Annotated in this window: 19 protein-coding genes; 13 read left to right on the top strand and 6 right to left on the bottom strand. The window is 59.5% G+C overall.

Annotated features, from left to right (window positions below):
* Positions 1 to 21 precede the first annotated feature (21 nt).
* Positions 22 to 816 (bottom strand): DeoR/GlpR family DNA-binding transcription regulator, encoded by a 795-nt coding sequence (locus M6G53_RS21550; RefSeq protein ID WP_253334390.1) that lies wholly within the window; start codon positions 814 to 816, stop codon positions 22 to 24.
* Between the two features lie 388 nt (positions 817 to 1204).
* Here M6G53_RS21550 and M6G53_RS21545 point away from each other — a divergent pair, with 388 nt between their 5' ends.
* The 11 genes from M6G53_RS21545 (at position 1205) to lapB (ending at position 12072) form a co-directional block, all read left to right on the top strand.
* Complete coding sequence (locus tag M6G53_RS21545) at positions 1205 to 2008, top strand: transketolase (protein ID WP_004930671.1); 804 nt, start codon at positions 1205 to 1207, stop codon at positions 2006 to 2008.
* 2 nt (positions 2009 to 2010) lie between these two features.
* A complete protein-coding gene (locus M6G53_RS21540; protein ID WP_253334388.1) occupies positions 2011 to 2916 on the top strand; it encodes a transketolase family protein in 906 nt (301 codons plus the stop codon).
* A 10-nt stretch (positions 2917 to 2926) separates the two neighbouring features.
* A complete protein-coding gene (locus M6G53_RS21535; RefSeq protein WP_253334386.1) occupies positions 2927 to 3727 on the top strand; it encodes a GolD/DthD family dehydrogenase in 801 nt (266 codons plus the stop codon).
* Between the two features lie 63 nt (positions 3728 to 3790).
* Positions 3791 to 4723 carry a D-ribose ABC transporter substrate-binding protein gene (locus M6G53_RS21530; protein WP_253334385.1) on the top strand — a complete coding sequence of 311 codons (933 nt, stop codon included), beginning with the start codon at positions 3791 to 3793 and terminating at the stop codon, positions 4721 to 4723.
* Positions 4724 to 4787: 64 nt separating this feature from the next.
* Entirely contained in the window at positions 4788 to 5405 is a 618-nt protein-coding gene (locus M6G53_RS21525; RefSeq protein WP_253334384.1) for a DUF2291 family protein, read from the top strand.
* Positions 5406 to 5414: 9 nt separating this feature from the next.
* Positions 5415 to 6914: a sugar ABC transporter ATP-binding protein gene (locus tag M6G53_RS21520; RefSeq protein WP_253334383.1), complete on the top strand. Its 1500-nt coding sequence runs from the start codon at positions 5415 to 5417 to the stop codon at positions 6912 to 6914.
* 10 nt (positions 6915 to 6924) lie between these two features.
* Complete coding sequence (locus M6G53_RS21515; RefSeq protein ID WP_253334382.1) at positions 6925 to 7989, top strand: ABC transporter permease; 1065 nt, start codon at positions 6925 to 6927, stop codon at positions 7987 to 7989.
* Positions 7982 to 9505, top strand: a complete 1524-nt coding sequence (locus M6G53_RS21510; RefSeq protein ID WP_253334381.1) for an FGGY family carbohydrate kinase — start codon at positions 7982 to 7984, stop codon at positions 9503 to 9505. Before M6G53_RS21515 ends, M6G53_RS21510 begins: the two co-directional genes overlap by 8 nt.
* The gene (locus M6G53_RS21505) at positions 9502 to 10299 is read left to right on the top strand and encodes an SDR family oxidoreductase (RefSeq protein ID WP_253334380.1); all 798 of its coding nucleotides are present in this window, start codon (positions 9502 to 9504) and stop codon (positions 10297 to 10299) included. Before M6G53_RS21510 ends, M6G53_RS21505 begins: the two co-directional genes overlap by 4 nt.
* Positions 10300 to 10590: 291 nt before the next feature.
* Positions 10591 to 10893 carry a LapA family protein gene (locus M6G53_RS21500; RefSeq protein WP_253334378.1) on the top strand — a complete coding sequence of 101 codons (303 nt, stop codon included), beginning with the start codon at positions 10591 to 10593 and terminating at the stop codon, positions 10891 to 10893.
* A 6-nt stretch (positions 10894 to 10899) separates the two neighbouring features.
* The gene (lapB, locus tag M6G53_RS21495) at positions 10900 to 12072 is read left to right on the top strand and encodes a lipopolysaccharide assembly protein LapB (protein ID WP_253334377.1); all 1173 of its coding nucleotides are present in this window, start codon (positions 10900 to 10902) and stop codon (positions 12070 to 12072) included.
* Between the two features lie 62 nt (positions 12073 to 12134).
* Here lapB and M6G53_RS21490 read toward each other — a convergent pair whose 3' ends face one another.
* Complete coding sequence (locus tag M6G53_RS21490) at positions 12135 to 12437, bottom strand: Arc family DNA-binding protein (RefSeq protein WP_253334375.1); 303 nt, start codon at positions 12435 to 12437, stop codon at positions 12135 to 12137.
* Between the two features lie 171 nt (positions 12438 to 12608).
* Positions 12609 to 12869, bottom strand: a complete 261-nt coding sequence (bhsA, locus tag M6G53_RS21485) for a multiple stress resistance protein BhsA (protein WP_253334373.1) — start codon at positions 12867 to 12869, stop codon at positions 12609 to 12611.
* A 328-nt stretch (positions 12870 to 13197) separates the two neighbouring features.
* Between bhsA and pyrF the strand changes: the two genes are divergently transcribed.
* Both pyrF and yciH read left to right on the top strand, forming a co-directional pair.
* Entirely contained in the window at positions 13198 to 13926 is a 729-nt protein-coding gene (gene pyrF, locus M6G53_RS21480; protein WP_253334371.1) for an orotidine-5'-phosphate decarboxylase, read from the top strand.
* Positions 13927 to 13936: 10 nt separating this feature from the next.
* Positions 13937 to 14263 (top strand): stress response translation initiation inhibitor YciH, encoded by a 327-nt coding sequence (gene yciH, locus M6G53_RS21475; RefSeq protein ID WP_253334370.1) that lies wholly within the window; start codon positions 13937 to 13939, stop codon positions 14261 to 14263.
* A gap of 187 nt (positions 14264 to 14450) precedes the next feature.
* On the opposite strand, the gene osmB is transcribed toward yciH, so the two are convergent.
* The 3 genes from osmB to M6G53_RS21460 all read right to left on the bottom strand — a co-directional run bounded on the left by osmB (position 14451) and on the right by M6G53_RS21460 (position 18179).
* Positions 14451 to 14669: an osmotically-inducible lipoprotein OsmB gene (gene osmB, locus M6G53_RS21470; RefSeq protein ID WP_253334369.1), complete on the bottom strand. Its 219-nt coding sequence runs from the start codon at positions 14667 to 14669 to the stop codon at positions 14451 to 14453.
* 280 nt (positions 14670 to 14949) lie between these two features.
* Complete coding sequence (locus tag M6G53_RS21465; protein ID WP_253334368.1) at positions 14950 to 15696, bottom strand: DeoR/GlpR family DNA-binding transcription regulator; 747 nt, start codon at positions 15694 to 15696, stop codon at positions 14950 to 14952.
* Positions 15697 to 15746: 50 nt separating this feature from the next.
* Positions 15747 to 18179 carry a formate C-acetyltransferase/glycerol dehydratase family glycyl radical enzyme gene (locus M6G53_RS21460; RefSeq protein ID WP_253334367.1) on the bottom strand — a complete coding sequence of 811 codons (2433 nt, stop codon included), beginning with the start codon at positions 18177 to 18179 and terminating at the stop codon, positions 15747 to 15749.
* Between the last annotated feature and the right edge of the window lies 1 nt (position 18180).

Raw genomic sequence — 18180 nt, 5'->3', positions numbered from 1 at the left:
CACTCTTCTTGCAGGCGCCAGTCAGGCGCCTGCCACCAAGACCTTGACGCCTACCTTTTCAAATGCCTGCATGGCGGCATCGCCGATCCCGTTATCGGTAATTAAATAGTCGATATGCTGCCAGTCGCAGGGCAACGCGAACATCGATACCTTATCGATCTTGCTGGAGTCGGCAACCACATACACAGTATTGGCGGCGTTGATCATCGCCATTTTCAACTTGATGTCGGTCTCGCTCGGGAAGCTGAGGCCGTGGCGGGGCGAAATGCAGGCCGTCGCGAGAAACAGTTTCTGCGCCAGTACGTTTTCGAAGAAGCCGGCGGCCTTGTCTCCGGACGTGGAGAGCGTCGGAAATTTGAATGAGCCGCCGGTCAGCAAAATGTTCACGCCCGGCTCGCCGCCCAGCTGCAGCGCGATATTGACGCCGGTGGTGATAACGGACAGTTTCTTGATGTGGCTCAGGTGATTGGCGATCGCCGTGGTGGTGGTGCCGGAATCAAGAATGATGGTGTCACCCGCTTCGATAAAACCGGCGGCGAGCTTGCCGATACGATCTTTGGCGGTTAGGTTGACCTGGCGCTCCAACAGCATGGCATGGGTATTTTGCTTGCCATCGACCAGGGTGGCGCCGCCGTGGAAACGCTGCACATAGCCTTGTTGCTGCAGGGCGCGCAGATCGGTGCGAATGGTCGCCTCGGTCAGTTTGAAGGTATCGGTAAGCATTTTAACCGTCGCCGAGCCGTCTTCGCGGATCATGTCGAGGATCTTTTCGCGCCGTTGCTGCATTTCCGCCAACTGTTCGCTTTTGCTTTTCAATCGCAAAACTCCTTCACCTGTCAGTTTCCGCCGCAGGCTTTGCCACGGCCTCTCCGTATTGATGCGCTGAATTCTAGCTTGTGGTTATTGATAAAGCTATTGATAACCCCTGCCAAGTTACATTGATTTTTATTCGAAAATATATGGTTGTCTGAATAACTCAGCCTTTAAAACTGAATCAATGCGATGCTTTCTATTTATCATGTTGTTATTAAATGGTTTTGTGGGTTTGGGGTTTTGCCTGTTGCGTGTTTGTGCTTGAAATTTGATCTTGCCCACATTAATTATCGTTTTTGCTGCATATGATTTCCATTCGAAAGTCAAAGGCGAGTTAACGGATCGTTTTCGCGGCGATAACGATAATCAAGGCGCTCAAGCAGAGGTGATGATGGACTTCCAAGCGATTAAAAACACGGCGCGCCAGGCGCGCCGGTATGTGGTGACCATGAACCATAAGGCGGGCAAGGGCCATACCGGCGCCGATCTTTCGGAAATCGATATCATCTGCACCCTATATATGGCGGTGATGGATCGCAGCAATGCCCGGCCCGATCAGGATCGGTTCATTTTGTCGAAGGGGCACGGCGCCGGCGGTTTTTACTGCAGCTGCGCGGCGATGGGCTTGCTCGATCCGGCGGTGCTCGATCAGTTCATGGGCGACGACACCTTGCTGGCCGGGCATCCGGTGCGACAGAAACTGCCGGAACTGGTGGAGATTAACTCCGGCGGTTTAGGGCATGGCCTACCGATCGCCGTGGGGCTGGCGCTGGGCAACAAATTGGCCGGGCGCGCACATCGCCGCGCTTTTGTGCTGCTGGGCGACGGTGAGCTGGCGGAGGGATCCAACTGGGAGGCGGCAATGGCGGCCAGCAAATTCAAGCTGGATAACCTGATTGCCATCGTCGATCGCAACCGGCTGCAGTTGGCGGGCAAAACGGAGGCCATCATGCCGCTGGAACCGCTGGCGGAAAAATGGCGCGCTTTCGGTTTCGAAACCCTGGAGTGCGACGGGCACGATCCGGCGGCGCTGGTGGCGGCGATCCAACGCCCGAGTCAGGATAAGCCGCGGGTGATTTTGGCCAATACCGAAAAGGGTCACGGCGTGTCGTTTATGGCTAACGTTGCCGCCTGGCATCACGCGGTACCGGACGAACAACAGCTGGCGCAGGCGCTGGCGGAACTGGAGGGGTGAACATGCAGGATTTACGCGATGCCGTGGTGACGACGTTGATCGAACAGCAGCGAGCGGGGGCCGATCTCAGCGTGATGGTGGCGGACTCCACGTCCACGTCGAAAATTGCACCTTTTGAGCAGGCTTATCCAGAGCGGGTGGTGAACGTCGGCATCGCCGAGCAAAACATGGTGGGCATGGCCGCCGGCATGGCGCTCAGTGGCCGAACGGTGTTTACCGCCAACGCCGCGCCTTTTCTGTTCGCGCGTTCTAACGAGCAGATGAAGAACGATGTGTGCTACACCGAAACTAACGTGAAGATGCTCGGCCTGAATGCCGGATTCGGTTATGGGCCGCTGGGGGCGACCCACCACTGCATGAACGATATCGCCATCGCCCGCACGCTGGGCAATCTCAGCGTCTATGCGCCGGCGGATGCGCGGCAAGCGGCAGAGATTGTCCGCCATGTCATCGCGCAACCCGGCCCGGCCTATATCCGCATGGACAGCGACAAGCTGCCGGTGTTGAACGCGAGCTATCACTTCCGCCCCGGAGAGCCGGAGGTGTTGCATCAGGGCTCTGACAATCTGGTGTTTTGCCTGGGGACGGTGGCTCATGAGGCGATGAAGGTACTGGCGTTGGGCGAAAACCCGACCATCGTCTCGTTGCCTTCGCTCTGGCCACTCAACGAGGCGGCGGTAGTGGCGTTGATGCGTTCGCACCGTCGGGTGCTGACCATGGAGGAGCACGCCCTCAGCGGCGGCCTGGGTACCATCATTGGTGAACTGTTGCTGCGGTATCAGCTGTCGCGGCCGTTTACCGCACTGGGAGTGCCGGCTTACGAATTTACCCACAGCAGCAGCCGGGCGGCGCTGCGGCGGCAATATGCCATCGACGCCGCAGGATTGCAGGCTCAGTTAACGCAATAGGGGGAATGCGATGGATCAGAACGAATACGACGTCAATTTACGCTACGGTGTCGATAGCGGGATGTCGCTGGCAGGTAAGGTTGTCGTGATCACCGGCGGTCTGGGCGGCATCGCGATGGCGGCCAACCGCCTGCTGTTGGAAAAAGGCGCACGCCTGGTGGTGATGTACCCGGCCTTTGAACAGGACAAGGCCGCGGCGGCGCTGCGAGAGTGGGGGGAAGAACAGGTGCTGTGCCAGGTTTGCGACGTGACCGATCCCGACTCGGTGGCTGCCGCCTTCAACGCGGCTCAGCGGCGATTTGGCCGGCTCGATATCCTGGTCAACTGCGCCGGCTACGTCAATTTGCAGCCGGCGACGGAGGTCACGCTCGGGGAGTGGCAGCGGCATCTGGCGGTCAATCTCACCGGGCCTTTCCTGTGCTCGCAGGAACTGGCGCGCCGCGCGATAACCGCCGGCCACGGCGGGAAAATCATCAACATCGCGTCGCAGGCGGCCTCCATCGCCATTGACGAACACTGTGCTTATACCTCCGCCAAGGCGGGGCTGCTGGGCATGACCAAGGTGATGGCCAAAGAGTGGGCGCCGCACGGCATTACGGTTAACACGTTATCGCCCACCGTGGTGCTGACGCCTATGGGGGAGAAGGCCTGGTGCGGCGAAAAGGGCGAGGCGATGAAAAAGCTGATCCCGCTGGGGCGCTTTGCTTATACCGATGAAATCGCAGCGGCGATCCTGTTTTTTGCCAGTAACGGCAGCGACATGATCACCGGCGCGGATCTGATGATCGACGGCGGTTTTACCATTTGGTAAGCGGCAACCGCGGCGATCGCCAACACCAGACGATGTTCAACACAACGATAAGAGAACACCATCATGAGAAAAATAGCCACTTACCTTACCCTGTTCACCGGTTTTGCCTGCACCGCGGTCATGGCGGCGGAAAAGGGCACGATCGCCATTCTCGTCAACTCGCTGGACAACCCTTATTACTCCGCAGAGGCCAAGGGGGCCGAGGCCAAAGCCAAGTCCCTCGGTTACCAGACGCTGGTGCTGTCACACGGCGAAGACGTCAAGCGCCAGGGGGAGCTGATCAGCCTGGTTATCGGCCGCAAGGTGCAGGGCATCATTTTGGATAACGCCGATTCCCAGGCCAGCGTCGCCGCCGTACAGCAGGCGAAAAACGCCGGTATTCCGGTGGTGCTGATCAACCGCGAGATCCCGGTCGATGGCGTGGCGTTGGCACAGATCACCCATAACAACTTCCAGGCCGGCTCGGATGTTGCCAACCAATTTGTGGAAAAAATGGGGGAAACCGGCAAATACGCCGAGTTGACCTGCAACCTGGCGGACAATAACTGCGTCACGCGCTCACAGTCGTTCCATAACGTGATCGACCAATACCCGGAGATGGTCAGCGTGGCGCGTCAGGACGCCAAGGGCAATCTGCTGGAGGGGAAACGCATTATGGACAGCATCCTGCAGGCGCATCCGGACATCAAAGGCGTGATCTGCGGCAACGGCCCGGTGGCGCTGGGGGCGGTGGCGGCGTTGAAGGCCGCCGGCCGGCAGGATGTCACCGTGGTGGGCATCGACGGCAGCAACGATGAACGCGACGCCATTCTCAACGGCAGCCTCTACGCCAGCGTGATGTTGCAGGCGCAGGCGATCGCCGCGCAGGGCGTTGAAATTCTCGACGGCTATTTCCAATCCGGCAGCTATACCGGCAAGGAGCGCGTGATGTTCCGCGGCATCCTGATCGGCAAAGACAATGCGCAACGGGTCAGTGACTTCAACTTCAAACAGTAATCCGCGCTGAGCGGCGTCTTTCACCACCCCGTCCCGGCGGCGGGGTGCGATCGGAGGGGTTGTTATGTCGATGCGCATTGCGCTGACCGTCACCGTCGTTCTGGCGCTGAGCGGTTGCCGTATCGTCTCGGAGAAAAAGCTGGCGGAGCTCCGCTCCCCGGTGAATCCGCATGTGGCACAGGCGGCGGAGATTTACCGCAGCCAGATCGTGCCGCAGGCGGTCAAAACGGCGCAGCCGCTGGGCGAACTGATCGCCCGGATCGCCCAGGCCAAGGATTTTGACAGCGCCTGCGGCCAGTACGGATACCGCGCTCAACCTGAGTTTCCCTGTTATTTCAACGTTAAGGTCAGCGGTGAAGTCGCGGCGGTCAACACCCGTTCGCGCAGCGGAAAATTGACGCTCAAACTGGCCGATGCGCCGTTAAACGTCGTGGACGTGCAGATCGGGCCGGTTTATCGCGGCACGGCGTTGCGCGACAGCTATCGCGGCCTGAGCTACAGCGATTTCAATGACCAAACGCTGTTCGGCGATTTTGCCAGGGCGATTAATCAGGCTTCGATCGACGAACTGGCCGGATCCCAACCCAAGGTGGGTGACCACATTACCGTGTATGGCGTATTCAGCAGCTGGCAGGCACCTGTCGAGCCGCTGTTGATCACGCCGGTACGCATTCAACCTTAAGGGGGCGTGATGAGCGAACCGGTCATTATTCAAACGCGCAACGTTTCGCGTCTCTATCCCGGCGTCACGGCATTGGATAGCGTGAGTTATCAAGTGTTTCGCAATCAGGTCAACGTGCTGATCGGCGAAAACGGCGCCGGCAAATCGACCATGATGAAGCTGCTGGCGGGGGTGGAAACCCCGTCCTCCGGCACCATCGAGCTGGAGGGAAAAGCGGTGACGTTAACCTCCACGCAGCAGGCGGAGCGGCTCGGGATCAGCATTATTTTCCAGGAGCTGAATCTGTTCCCCAACCTGTCGGTGATGGACAACATTTTTATGGCCAACGAGTTCTTCCGGCGTGGCCGCATCAATGTGGACTATCAATATCAGCTGGCCAAATCGCTGCTGCAGAGGCTGGAGTTGGATATCGATCCGCATACGCCGTTGGGCAGCCTCGGTATCGGTCATCAGCAGTTGGTTGAAATCGCTCGCGCGTTGGCGAAGGACACCCGGGTGCTGATCATGGATGAGCCGACATCGGCGCTGAGCCAGGCTGAGGTGCGCACGCTGTTTCGGGTGATCGCCGATCTGAAAAAACGCGGCGTCACCATCATCTACATTTCTCACCGTCTGGAAGAGCTGATGGAGATTGGCGATCGCATCACGGTGTTTCGCGACGGGCGTTTTGTTGCCGCCGAGCCGGTCAGCAACGTCAGCATTCCGTGGATCATCGAAAAGATGGTCGGGGAAAAGAGCAAGCACTTTGATTATTGCGCGGCAGAGCAAGGGGATGAAGTGCTGAAGGTCGAGCGGTTGACGCTGCCGCGTGAAAACGGCGGCTATTGCCTTGACGACGTCAGTTTTTCACTGCGCAAAGGGGAAGTGATCGGCATTTATGGCCTGTTGGGCGCCGGCCGCACCGAACTGTTCAAAGTGATCAACGGCGTAATGCGCCAGAGCGCCGGCCGCATTCTGCTCAATGGCAAAAGCGTGGAGCGGCTGGCGTTTCGTCAACGTATGGCGTTGGGCATGGCGTTGGTGCCGGAAGACCGGCAGGCGGAGGGGTTGGTGCAGATGATGTCGATCAAGGCCAACATGACCCTGGCCAGCCTGGGGCGCAATGCGCTGCGGCCGCTGGCGGCGGCCGGGGAGTGTGCGCAGGTCGATGGCATGATCGAAAAACTGGCGATCAAGGTGAGCGACCGAGAGCTGCCAATCACCAGCCTGAGCGGCGGCAATCAGCAGAAAGTTGTGTTGGGCAAGGCGCTGCTGACCGGGCCGCAGGTGGTATTTCTCGATGAGCCGACGCGCGGAATTGATGTCGGCGCCAAAACGGATGTTTATCACCTGATTGGCGCGATGGCTCGCCAGGGGCTGGCGGTGATGTTCTCTTCGTCGGAGCTGGATGAGGTGGTCTCACTGGCCGACCGGGTGATGGTGATGGCGGACGGGAAGCTGACGGCCGATCTGCCGCGCGAGCGGGCCGATCGCGAAACGCTGATCCGCGCCTCAACCCCCCATGCATAAGGATAAGGCAATGCAAACCAAATATCGGTTGTATATGTACTTGCTGCAGGCGCGCACCTTCATTGCGCTGTTACTGGTGGTGCTGTTCTTCAGCAGCATGGTGCCGAATTTTCTGACCGTCTCCAATCTGCTGATCATGACACAGCACGTGGCGATCACCGGGCTGCTGGCGGTTGGCATGACGCTGGTGATCCTCACCGGCGGCATCGATTTGTCGGTCGGCGCGGTGGCGGGCTTGTGCGGGATGATCGCCGGGGCGCTGTTGACCGTCGGTATCCCGCTGTGGGACGGCAACCGGCTGTTTCTCAACGTTTTTGAAGTGATCGGCGCGGTGGCGCTGTTGGGCGTGTTGTTGGGGGTGATCAACGGCACGCTGATTACGCGGCTCGGCGTCGCGCCGTTCATCTGCACACTGGGCGCGATGTACGTGGCGCGCGGGGCGGCGTTGCTGACGGCGGACGGCAAAACCTATCCCAATCTGGTGGGCATGGAAGCGCTGGGCAATACCGGCTTTGCAACCTTGGGGTCCGGCACCTTTCTTGGGGTTTACAACCCGATTTGGCTGATGTTGGCCATCGTGTTGTTGGGGATCTATCTCACCAAGAAAACGCCGCTGGGCCGTTATATCTATGCGATTGGCGGCAATGAACCGGCGGCGCGGCTGTCGGGGGTGCCGATCGTCAAAGTGAAGCTGTTCGTCTATGCCTTTTCCGGGCTGTGCGCGGCGCTGGTGGGGCTGGTCATCGCTTCTCAATTGCAAACCGCGCACCCGATGACCGGCAATATGTTCGAGATGGACGCCATCGGCGCGACGGTGCTGGGCGGTACGGCGCTCAGCGGTGGCCGCGGCCGGGTATTCGGTTCGATCATCGGCGCCTTTGTGATCGTTTTTCTGGCGGACGGCCTGGTGATGATGGGCGTCAGCGAGTTCTGGCAAATGGTGATTAAAGGGCTGGTGATCGTCACCGCCGTGGTGATTGACCAGTTCCAACAGCGTTTGCAAAGCAAGGTCATTTTGATGCAGCGCCAGGAAAAAAAAGCGGCTCAGCCGCTGGCCGAGGTGAGCCATGGCTAAAGCGGATTGCATTGTGGCGTTGGACGAAGGCACCAGCAACGCCAAAGCGGTAGTGGTGGATGTGCAGGGGACGATCGTCGCCAGGGCCAGCCGGCCGCTGACGTTGCAAACGCCGCAACCTGGTTGGGTGGAGCAGCGCGGCGAGACCTTGCTGGCAGCCTCCCTGGCGGTGCTGCGGGAAGCCATGGCGTTGGCCGGTGCGTCCCGCATTGCCGGTATCGCCATCAGCAACCAGCGTGAAACCGCCATCGGCTGGCGGCGTTCCAACGGCCAGCCCATCGGGCCTGCGCTGACCTGGCAATGCGCGCGTTCCGCCGATTTCTGTGAACGGCTGCGGTGCGATCGGCAGGCCGAAGCGGTGCGCCGTGCCACCGGCCTGCCGCTTTCGCCGCTGTTCTCGGCGTCGAAAATGCGCTGGTTGCTCGATCATTGCGAAGACGGGCAACGGTTGGCGGAGAGTGGGGAGATCTGTCTTGGCACCATCGATACCTGGCTGCTGTGGCAGTTGAGCGGGGGACAGGCATTTTGCTGCGATACCTCCAATGCCGCTCGCACTCAGCTGTTGAACCTTGCTTCCGGCGATTGGGACCCGCAGATGCTGGCGCTGTTCAACATTCCCCGTCAGGCGCTGCCGACGATCCACCCCTCCAGCCATCTGTTCGGCACGACGTTGGGATGGGAAGGCATTGCCGACGGTATTCCGATCGGCGCGATGGTAGGCGACTCGCACGCGGCGCTGTACGGCCATGCGCTCGGCCAACCGGGTCAGGTTAAAGCCACTTATGGCACCGGATCATCGGTGATGGCGCCGATCGCCGAAGCGCAAGGTGGCACGAGCGCGCTGGCAACGACCGTCGCCTGGCACGACGGTGAGCGTATGCAGTATGCGCTGGAGGGCAATATACCCCACACCGGCGACGCCATCGCCTGGATGCTGGATATCACCGCCATGCCGCCGGGGGACGAGACGCCGTTAAGTGAACTGCCTGTTCGCGTGCCCGACAGCGGCGGCGTCTATTTTGTGCCGGCGCTGACCGGGGCCGGCGCGCCCTGGTGGGATGAACAGGCGCGCGGCGTGATCTGCGGGCTCAGCCGCGGCACGCGGCGGGAACATTTGGTGCGGGCCGCTTTTGAAGCGGTGGCTTATCAGATCGCCGATGTGATCGGCGAATTGCGGCAACAACCGGGTTTTACACTGCAGGGGTTAATGGCCGATGGCGGCCCCAGCCGCAATGATTGGCTGATGCAGTTTCAGGCCGATCTGTTGGGCTGCCCGGTGTGGCGCAGCAACACGGCGGAGCTCTCGGCGCTGGGGGCTGCCCTGATGGCGATGCGCAGCCTGTGGCGGACACCTGAGCGGCAACTGGCGGCACTGCTGCCGCAACATGATGAATTTAAACCCGATATGCAACGCCACCGGCAGTTGCAGGAGAACTACAGCGCCTGGCGCCAGGCGGTAAGACGCACCTTGTGGCAGCCGCAGAGCGCCTCATTGATGACAGGAGAACAACCATGAATCGTGATTTCACGGGAAAAACGGTGGTGATCACCGGTGCATGCCGCGGTATTGGGGCCGGTATCGCCGAGCGTTTCGCCAGCCTGGGGGCCAATCTGGCGATCGCGTCGAATGCAGAGCGCATTTTGACCACGGCGGAAATGCTGAGCCAGCGTTATCGGGTTGAGGTGCTGCCGGTCATCCTCGACGTCACCGATGAGGCGCAGGTGGTTGATTTTTATCGTCAGGTTTGGGAACGATTCGGCACGATCGACGTTTCCATTCAAAATGCCGGGATAATCACTATCGATCGTTTTGATCAGATGCCCAAAAGCGATTTTGAGAAAGTGTTGGCGGTGAATACCACGGCGGTGTGGCTCTGCTGCCGGGAGGCGGCTAAATATATGGTGGGCCAACGCCGCGGGCGGCTGATCAATACCTCTTCCGGCCAGGGACGTAACGGGTTCATTTACACGCCGCATTACGCCGCCAGCAAAATGGGCGTGATAGGCATTACGCAGAGTTTAGCGCTGGAACTGGCGCCGCAGGGGATCACCGTCAATGCGTTTTGTCCCGGCATCATTGAAAGCGAGATGTGGGAATATAACGATCGCGTTTGGGGCGAAATCCTCAGCGGCCCGGAAAAAACCTACGGCAAAGGGGCGTTGATGGCCGAGTGGGTGGCGGGCATTCCGCTCAAGCGCGCCGGTCAACCCGAGGACGTGGCGGGTCTTGTGGCCTTCCTCGCCTCGGACGATGCCGACTACATCACCGGCCAAACCATTAATGTGGACGGTGGGTTAATCATGTCATGACGTGACTGTGTCACAAAAAGGCGGCGCCAGATCGGTGCCGCATTAACCGCTTACATTTTCCCGCCGTTGCAATCCGCGCCGTCGCCCCCATATCCTTATAAATTCGACGTTTTGAGAAGCTTTCTCATCAATTTGCTCGCTAAAGCCGTTTACTGCCGAATATGCCAGCAGATATGTGGTTTTATCGTGCCGCAGGGTTTCCCTGCCGCAACGGGAAATGCTAACTTAAGGGTTAGGAACGCCACGTTTTGGCATCGTTCATCCGATTCACTCGGCATCGCGGGAAAGAATGTGAAATATTTGCTGATTTTTTTGTTGGTTCTGGCGATCTTCGTGATTTCCGTCACCCTGGGGGCGCATAACGATCAGGTGGTTAATTTTAACTATCTGGTTGCGCAGGGCGACTATCGCGTATCAACCCTGTTGGCCACGCTGTTTGGCGCCGGCTTCGTTCTCGGCTGGATCATTTGCGGTCTGTTCTATTTGCGCACGCGTATTGCGCTGGGCCGCGCCGAGCGCAAGATAAAAAGGCTGGAGCTGCAGCTTGAGCAGCCCGCTGAACCGGCGGCTCAGTCCGTTGTCAGCAAGGAATAATCCTCTATGTTAGAACTGCTGTTTCTGTTGCTGCCCGTGGCTGCCGCGTACGGTTGGTACATGGGGCGCAGAAGCGCTCAGCAGGATAAACAGCAAGAAGCCAACCGCCTGTCGCGTGAATACGTGGCAGGGGTGAACTTTCTGCTTTCCAACCAGCAGGACAAGGCGGTCGATCTGTTCCTCGACATGTTGAAAGAGGACAGCAACACCGTTGAGGCCCACCTGACGTTGGGCAACCTGTTCCGTTCGCGCGGTGAAGTCGACCGCGCCATCCGCATCCATCAGGCCTTGATGGAAAGCGCTTCCCTAACCTTTGAACAGCGCCTGCTGGCGGTACAACAGCTGGGCCGCGACTATATGGCGGCCGGGCTGTACGATCGCGCGGAAGACATGTTCAGCCAGTTGACTGACGAAGCGGATTTTCGCGTATCGGCGTTGCAGCAGCTGCTGGTGATCCATCAGGCCACCAGCGATTGGCAAAAAGCGATCGACGTGGCGGAAAAGCTGGTCAAGCTGGGCAAAGAGAAGCAACGCGTCGAGATCGCGCATTTCTATTGCGAACTGGCGCTGCAGGCGATGGGCAGCGACGATCTCGATCGGGCGATGAGCCTGCTCAAGCGTGCGGACGCAGCCGATAAACAGTGTGCGCGGGTGTCCATCATGTTTGGGCGCATCTACATGGCGCAAAACGACTACGCCAAAGCGGCAGAGTCGCTGCAACGCGTATTGAGCCAGGATAAAGAGTTGGTCAGCGAAACGCTGCCGATGCTGCAGGAATGCTACACCCATCTGCCGGAACAACAGCAACAGTGGGCTGAATTCCTCAAGCGCTGCGTGGAAGAGAACACCGGTGCCACCGCCGATCTGATGTTGGCCGAGATCATCGAACAGCATGAAGGGCGCGACGTGGTGCAGGTCTATATCAACCGCCAGCTGCAGCGCCATCCGACCATGCGGGTGTTCTACCGGCTGATGGATTATCACCTGGCGGACGCCGAAGACGGCCGGGCGAAAGAGAGCCTGCTGCTGCTGCGCGATATGGTCGGCGAGCAAATTCGCACCAAGCCGCGTTACCGCTGCCACAAATGCGGCTTCACCGCGCACTCGCTGTATTGGCATTGCCCGTCGTGCCGCGCCTGGTCATCGGTCAAGCCGATCCGCGGCCTGGACGGGCAATAACGCGGCGGCGCGACAAAACAAAACGGGGCGATAAATCGCCCCGTTTTGTTTATGTTTATCGCTTACTTTTTCTTGCCGCCCTTGGCGCCGGTTTTCAACAGCTGGCGCAGTTTCTTCAGTTCTTTCTGGCTCAGCGGCTGTTCAATCTCTTCTTCAGTGCTTTGATTGTCGATCTCGCCGTGGTGCAGCGCATCCGCCTTTTTGGCCGGTTTTTCTGCCTTGGCGGCTACAGGGGCGCTGAAGCTGTTTTCCAGGCGCTGGCATACTTCCACGCTCAACGAAAATTCGTTTTCAGCGGCGGCGGTGCGGATTTTTTCCTTCAGTTCCAGAGGAATTTTAATGGTAAGTGTCGATATCTCGCTCATTTTGAAAGCCTTTCTGCAGGAAGATGCCTTCAAGCTAAGCCACTGGCGATCGGGTGTCTAGTGTGTAATAAAAATTTAATATTTCTGTAACAAATCAAGTGGGCAAATGCGGTTTTTTTAGACGGGCAACAGAGGCAGGGCCCCGGAGGTGCGGGCCCTGTACCGGAAACATTATTTGTAGATGATCGCGGTGCCGCTCAGCATGTTGTTACCGCCGGCGGAGATGATGCGGTAGCTGCTGGCGCCCTGAGCCTCGGCTTTAGCGGCCAGCTTTTTTTCCAGGCTGCTGAGGGTAGTCACGTGGCCTGCGGAAACGATGCCGGTGGCGGTCAGGTTATCGGCCTGTTGGCGGCTGACGGGTTCAGCGGCGAAAGTGGCGAAAGAGGTCAGTGCGATAGCGGCAGCGGCTGCAAAATATTTGATGGTTTTCATAGGTGACTCCAGTCTGTTTATTTAGGAAGGAAGCCATTCGCTTCCGATGAGTTGAATAATAAAGCATCTGCGCGGATTGAAAATCTGATAATGCTGAGTAAGTCATTCAAAATATCTGATTAACAATTTACGCATCTTTACGGCGTTTTACGCTGTGTGGTTTATCGCCGATGTGATGCCGTTGACGTGTCATGACAAAGGCGGGGGAAACATGACACAGCGCCAGTGCGCGCTGCGGCTGGGATTTCTGGCCCCCGGCATGTAGAATGCGGCGGTCAGTTTCGCGGGTGAGTGCCTGATTATGTCCATTTTACAGAAGGTAGAAGAAATGAAGTCTGAAAATAACGCTAATAACAATGACTTAAAATCATCTCCAATCGTCGTGGCGTTAGATTACGCCGATAAGAACGCGGCGCTGGCGTTCGCCGATCGTATCGATCCGCAAGACTGCCGGTTGAAAGTGGGCAAAGAAATGTTCACGCTGTTTGGGCCGCAGCTGGTGCGCGACCTGCATGGGCGCGGCTTCGACGTGTTTCTCGATCTGAAATTCCACGATATTCCCAATACCACCGCGCATGCGGTCGCGGCGGCGGCCGAACTGGGCGTTTGGATGGTCAATGTCCACGCCAGCGGCGGCGCGCGCATGATGACCGCCGCGAAAGAAGCGCTGTTGTCTTACGGAGCAGATGCGCCGCTGCTGATCGCCGTCACGGTGCTGACCAGCATGGAAGCGGAAGATCTGCGCGACATCGGCATCGAAGCCAGCCCGGCGGAGCACGCCGAGCGTCTGGCGCGCCTGGCCCGCGACTGTGGGCTGGACGGCGTGGTGTGTTCGGCACACGAAGCCCAGCGCCTGAAGGCCGCCTGCGGGCAGGCTTTCCAGCTGGTGACGCCGGGGATCCGCCCTGAAGGCAGCGCGGCGGGCGATCAGCGCCGCATCATGACGCCGGTGCAAGCACAGGCCGCCGGCGTGGACTACATGGTGATTGGGCGTCCGATCACCCAATCTGCCGATCCGGCCGCGACGCTGCGCGCGATCCGCGCCTCTTTGGCCTGAGGAATCGCCGATGAATGACGATAACAGCCGCCTGGTGTATTCCACGGACAGCGGCCGCATCAAGCAGGAAGAGGTTAAACCGCAGCGCGCCAAGGGCGACGGCTTCGTGCGCATCCAGCGTCAGACCAGCGGCCGCAAGGGGAAGGGCGTATGCCTGATCGCCGGCGTCGATCTGGATGATGCCGCGCTCGACAAACTGGCGGCCGAGCTGAAAAAGAAATGCGGCTGCGGCGGTTCGGTGAAAGACGGGATCATCGAGATCCAGGGCGATAAACGCGATCTGCTCAAACAGCTGCTGGAAGCCAAAGGCATGAAGGTCAAACTGGCGGGCGGTTGAGGTGCATCGCCGTGCCGCAGTGTAATGCTGCGGCACGGCTTTGAGGTTTTGCTGCCTAGGTTAGCCCGTTATGGGCAAAAGCCCCTGGACTTAAAGAAAACAGACCTGAAATCATCGTTATTCTGGTTAATACGTCAAAGCGCCGGTGCGCTTTTGCCAGCCTGTCGGCAGAGGACCCTCGGTCAGGTTACTTGCCGACCTGGTGACCGATGATACCCCCTACTGCAGCCCCACCCAGCGTGCCCAATGCGCTGCCGTTGGTCAGCACTGCGCCGCCGACTGCACCGGCGCCGGCGCCGATAGCGGTGTTGCGATCGCGTTTGGACATATTGGAACAGGCGCTGAGTGAAAGCGCCAGAGTCAGCGCCAGAGCGGCGGCGGCGAAACGTTTATTGATAATCATCATAATGACTTCTCCTTAGCATTGGCTATATGGAAGTGCCCTGTAAGTATAGGCGTTAACCATAAATCGGGCCTGCCGTTGGTTCCCATACAGTATCGATATAAAAAATGGCACTTTTTGTTAACGGCCGAATAATTAGCAAGTTACGGCTCAAAAGTTGCCGCAACCGAGTATAGGTTTACCGGGAAGGATAAACAGGTAAATAGTCTTAAAATCCCGCTGCGTGAGGGGAAAGGCGCGCGGTGCGGTCCGCGCGGCGCGATAGGAGCGGTGGCGGCCCGCGTTATTCGTTGACCAATTCCACCTGTACGCCCTGGCGTTTCAGCTGATGTTGGTACTCCAGCGCCAAGCGTGAATCGGTGATAACCCGGCTGATTTGCCCCGGCTGCGCCAGCGGGTTGGGCTGGATCTGGCCGAACTTGCTCGAGTCAGTCAGCACGATGTTCTCCACGCCCTTGGCCAGCACCGCGCTGACCACGTCGGCGCGCATCATGTCGCGACCGGTAAAGCCGGTTTCGGCGTGAAAGCCGTCAATGCCGATAAACGCCTTGTTGAAATGCACCTGCTGTATGCACAGCCGCGTGAGCGGGCCGACCACGGTCTCGCTTTTCTTCTGGTACATACCGCCCAGTACGATCACCTCGCAGTCGGTTTCTTTCAGCAGGTTGGCGATGTAGTGGCTGACGGTGATCAGCGTAATACGTTTGCGCTCGGCGATGTAACGCGCCAACAGGGCATTGGTGCTGCCGCTCTCAATAAAGATCGTCTCGCCGTCGTTGACCTGCGCGGCGGCATACTGCGCCAGCCGCTGCTTGAGGGTGAAATTGGACATCATGCGGGCGTCGACATCGTCGCTTTCCAGCGCCACGGCGGAGCCGTGCACCCGTTTCAGATAACTGCGCTTTTCCAGCAGGTTGAGATCCTGCCGGATGGTGACTTCCGAAACGCCCGAGGCGCGCGCCAGTTCGTTGACGCTGATCCGCCGGCGATCGTTAACCAACTGCAATATGGTCTGTTGTCGTAAATTCATATCGGCCTGATGATGCGGCCGCCAACGTGCGGCCGCTAAGAGTCAAAGGTTTAAAGAGTATGTTCTGTGCGCGCAATAATATCATCCTGCGCTTCAGGGGATAATGCGGTAAAGAAGGCGGAATAGCCAGCTACGCGAACCACTAAATCACGATAGTGGTCAGGGTGTTGCTTCGCTGCCAGCAGCGTTTCGCGCGACACGATGTTGTACTGCACATGCCAGCCGCGATAGCTCTCGAAGAAGGTGCGCAACATCAGCATCAGCTTTTCCCGATCGCGCGGGTTGTCCAGCGTCGCCGGGTTCAGCTTTTGGTTGAGCAGCACCCCGCCGAGGATGGCCTCGGTCGGCAATTTGGCGAGCGAATTGAACACCGCCGTCGGCCCCTGGTGGTCGGTGCCGGACGCCGGGCTGGCGCCTTCCGCCAGCGGAGTGCGTGCCTTGCGGCCATCCGGCGTGGCCAGGGTGGCGGCGCCGAAGGGCACGTTGGCCGAGATCGACGAGGTGCCGGCGTAGTAGCCGCCGCCGATCGGCCCGCGGCCGAAGCGGGTGTTGCGATACTGCTTCAGTTCCTCGATGTAGGTTTGGTAGGCGCGCACCAGCAGCCGATCGACCTCGTCCACATCGTTGCCGTATTTGGGCGCGGCGTTGAGCAGCCGCTGGCGCAGCTGTTCGCCATCCAGCCCGGCGAAGTCGTCGGCCAGCGCCGCCGCCAGCTGCTGCTGGCCGATCGTTCCCTGGTCGAACACCAGTTTGCGCACTGCCGCCAGGCTGTTGCCGAGATTGGCGATGCCGACCTGCAGGCCGGAAACCCAGTCGTACTTGGCGCCGCCTTGCTTGATGCTTTTGCCGCGTTCGATGCAGTCATCCACCAGCGTGGAACAGAGGATATCGTGGGCGTTCTCCTCCAGCACGCTGTCTACCACGCACTCGATCTCAATTGACTTGCGCGTGTAGTAGCGGATTTGCCGATCCCAGGCGGCCATCACCTGCTCGAAATCGGCGAAGTTCCCTTTGGACAGCGCCTGCTCCTGCGGCAGGAAAATCTGCCCGGAGGTGGCGTCGCGCCCCTGTTCCAGCGCCGCCAGCAGCACGCGCGCGAAGTTGATGAAGCTCATGCCGGTGCAGCGATAGCCCCATTTGCCGCCGACGGCGGTCTCAATGCAGCCGATGGCGGCGTAATCGTAGGCGTCCTGCGGCTCAATACCCAGCTTGATGAACTCGGGAATGACGATTTCATCGTTGTTGAATGCCGGCATGCCGAAGCCGCAGCGGATCACCTGCACGCAGGCGTCGAGGAAGTCGGCGCTCATCCCGGCGTGGTAACGCACGCTGAGGTTGGGTTGGGTGGAGCGCAGGCGGCCGCAGGATTCGAGAATGGCGTAGGACAGCGGATTGACCGCGTCGCACGGCCGGCCGTCGAGCAACGTTTGCCCGCCGATGGTGACGTTTTGGTACAGCGGGCTGCCGGCGGAGGCCTTGGAGTGCGAGCCGGAGCGGATCTTGTTGACCTCCAACAGCTTCAGCCAGCAGCCGTGCAGCAGCTCGATGGCGTCTTCCCGCGCCAGGTTCTGCTCCAGCTCGACGTCGCGCCGATACCAGGGATAGAGATATTGGTCGAGACGACCGAAGGAAACCGAATGGCCGTTGGATTCGATCTGCAACGTCAGCTGGATGAAATAGCACAGCTGCAGCGCCTGCCAGAAGGTTTGCGGCGGACGATGGGCGATCAGATCGCAGTTGTCTGCGATAGCCAGCAGCTCGGTGCGCCGCCAGTCGCGGGTTTCGCGTTGCGCCATGTCGCGCGCGAGGCAGGCGAAGCGCAGGATGTGCTCGCTCAGCGCCGCCAGCACGATGTCGATGGCGTTGAGAAACTGCGCTTTGTGCAGGTCTTCCCACTCGGTCAGGTGCAGGCGGCTGCGGCGCGCGTTCACCTTTTCACGCAGGCCGTCGAGGCCTAGCGCCAGCAGCAGCGGGAAGTTGACCGCCAGGTGGGCGTCACCGGAGGTCATGTTGCCCTCGGCTTTGATGATGCCGGTGGCCAGCAGCGCCTTTTGTTCGTCGGTAAACATGCCGTAGCAGCGATCCTGCACCGTTTGGCCGCGCCACCAGGGGCAAAGACGGTGCAAAATCGCCTTGTTCTCTTCGCTGACCGAGAAACCGGCGCCCGGCCGGTCGGCCAACTGGTCTATCTCGTTTTCTATCCAGCCGACGGTGTATTCGGGGAAGATCGGCGCGGCGCGCAGTTCGCTGGCCTGGTTGCCGACGATCAGCTCGTCGTTGGCGATCCAGATGCTGCGTTTCGCCAGGTGGTTGGCCAGCGCCAGCGCGCGGCGCACCGGCAGCGGCCGATCCTGATGCTGTTGATAGGCCTCGGTATAGTGCTGTGCGCGTTCGGTGCACACCGGCGGTTTGACGATGTGAATCAGCGCGTTCTTATGCGCCTGAATGCGGGCGCTGAGGGTGGTCAAATCCAACGTGGTCATG

Source organism: Serratia nevei (genome assembly GCF_024160145.1).
Taxonomy (GTDB): domain Bacteria; phylum Pseudomonadota; class Gammaproteobacteria; order Enterobacterales; family Enterobacteriaceae; genus Serratia; species Serratia nevei_A.
The sequence above is the reverse complement of the archived record's forward strand: the minus strand, read 5'-3'. Positions and strand labels throughout refer to the sequence as shown.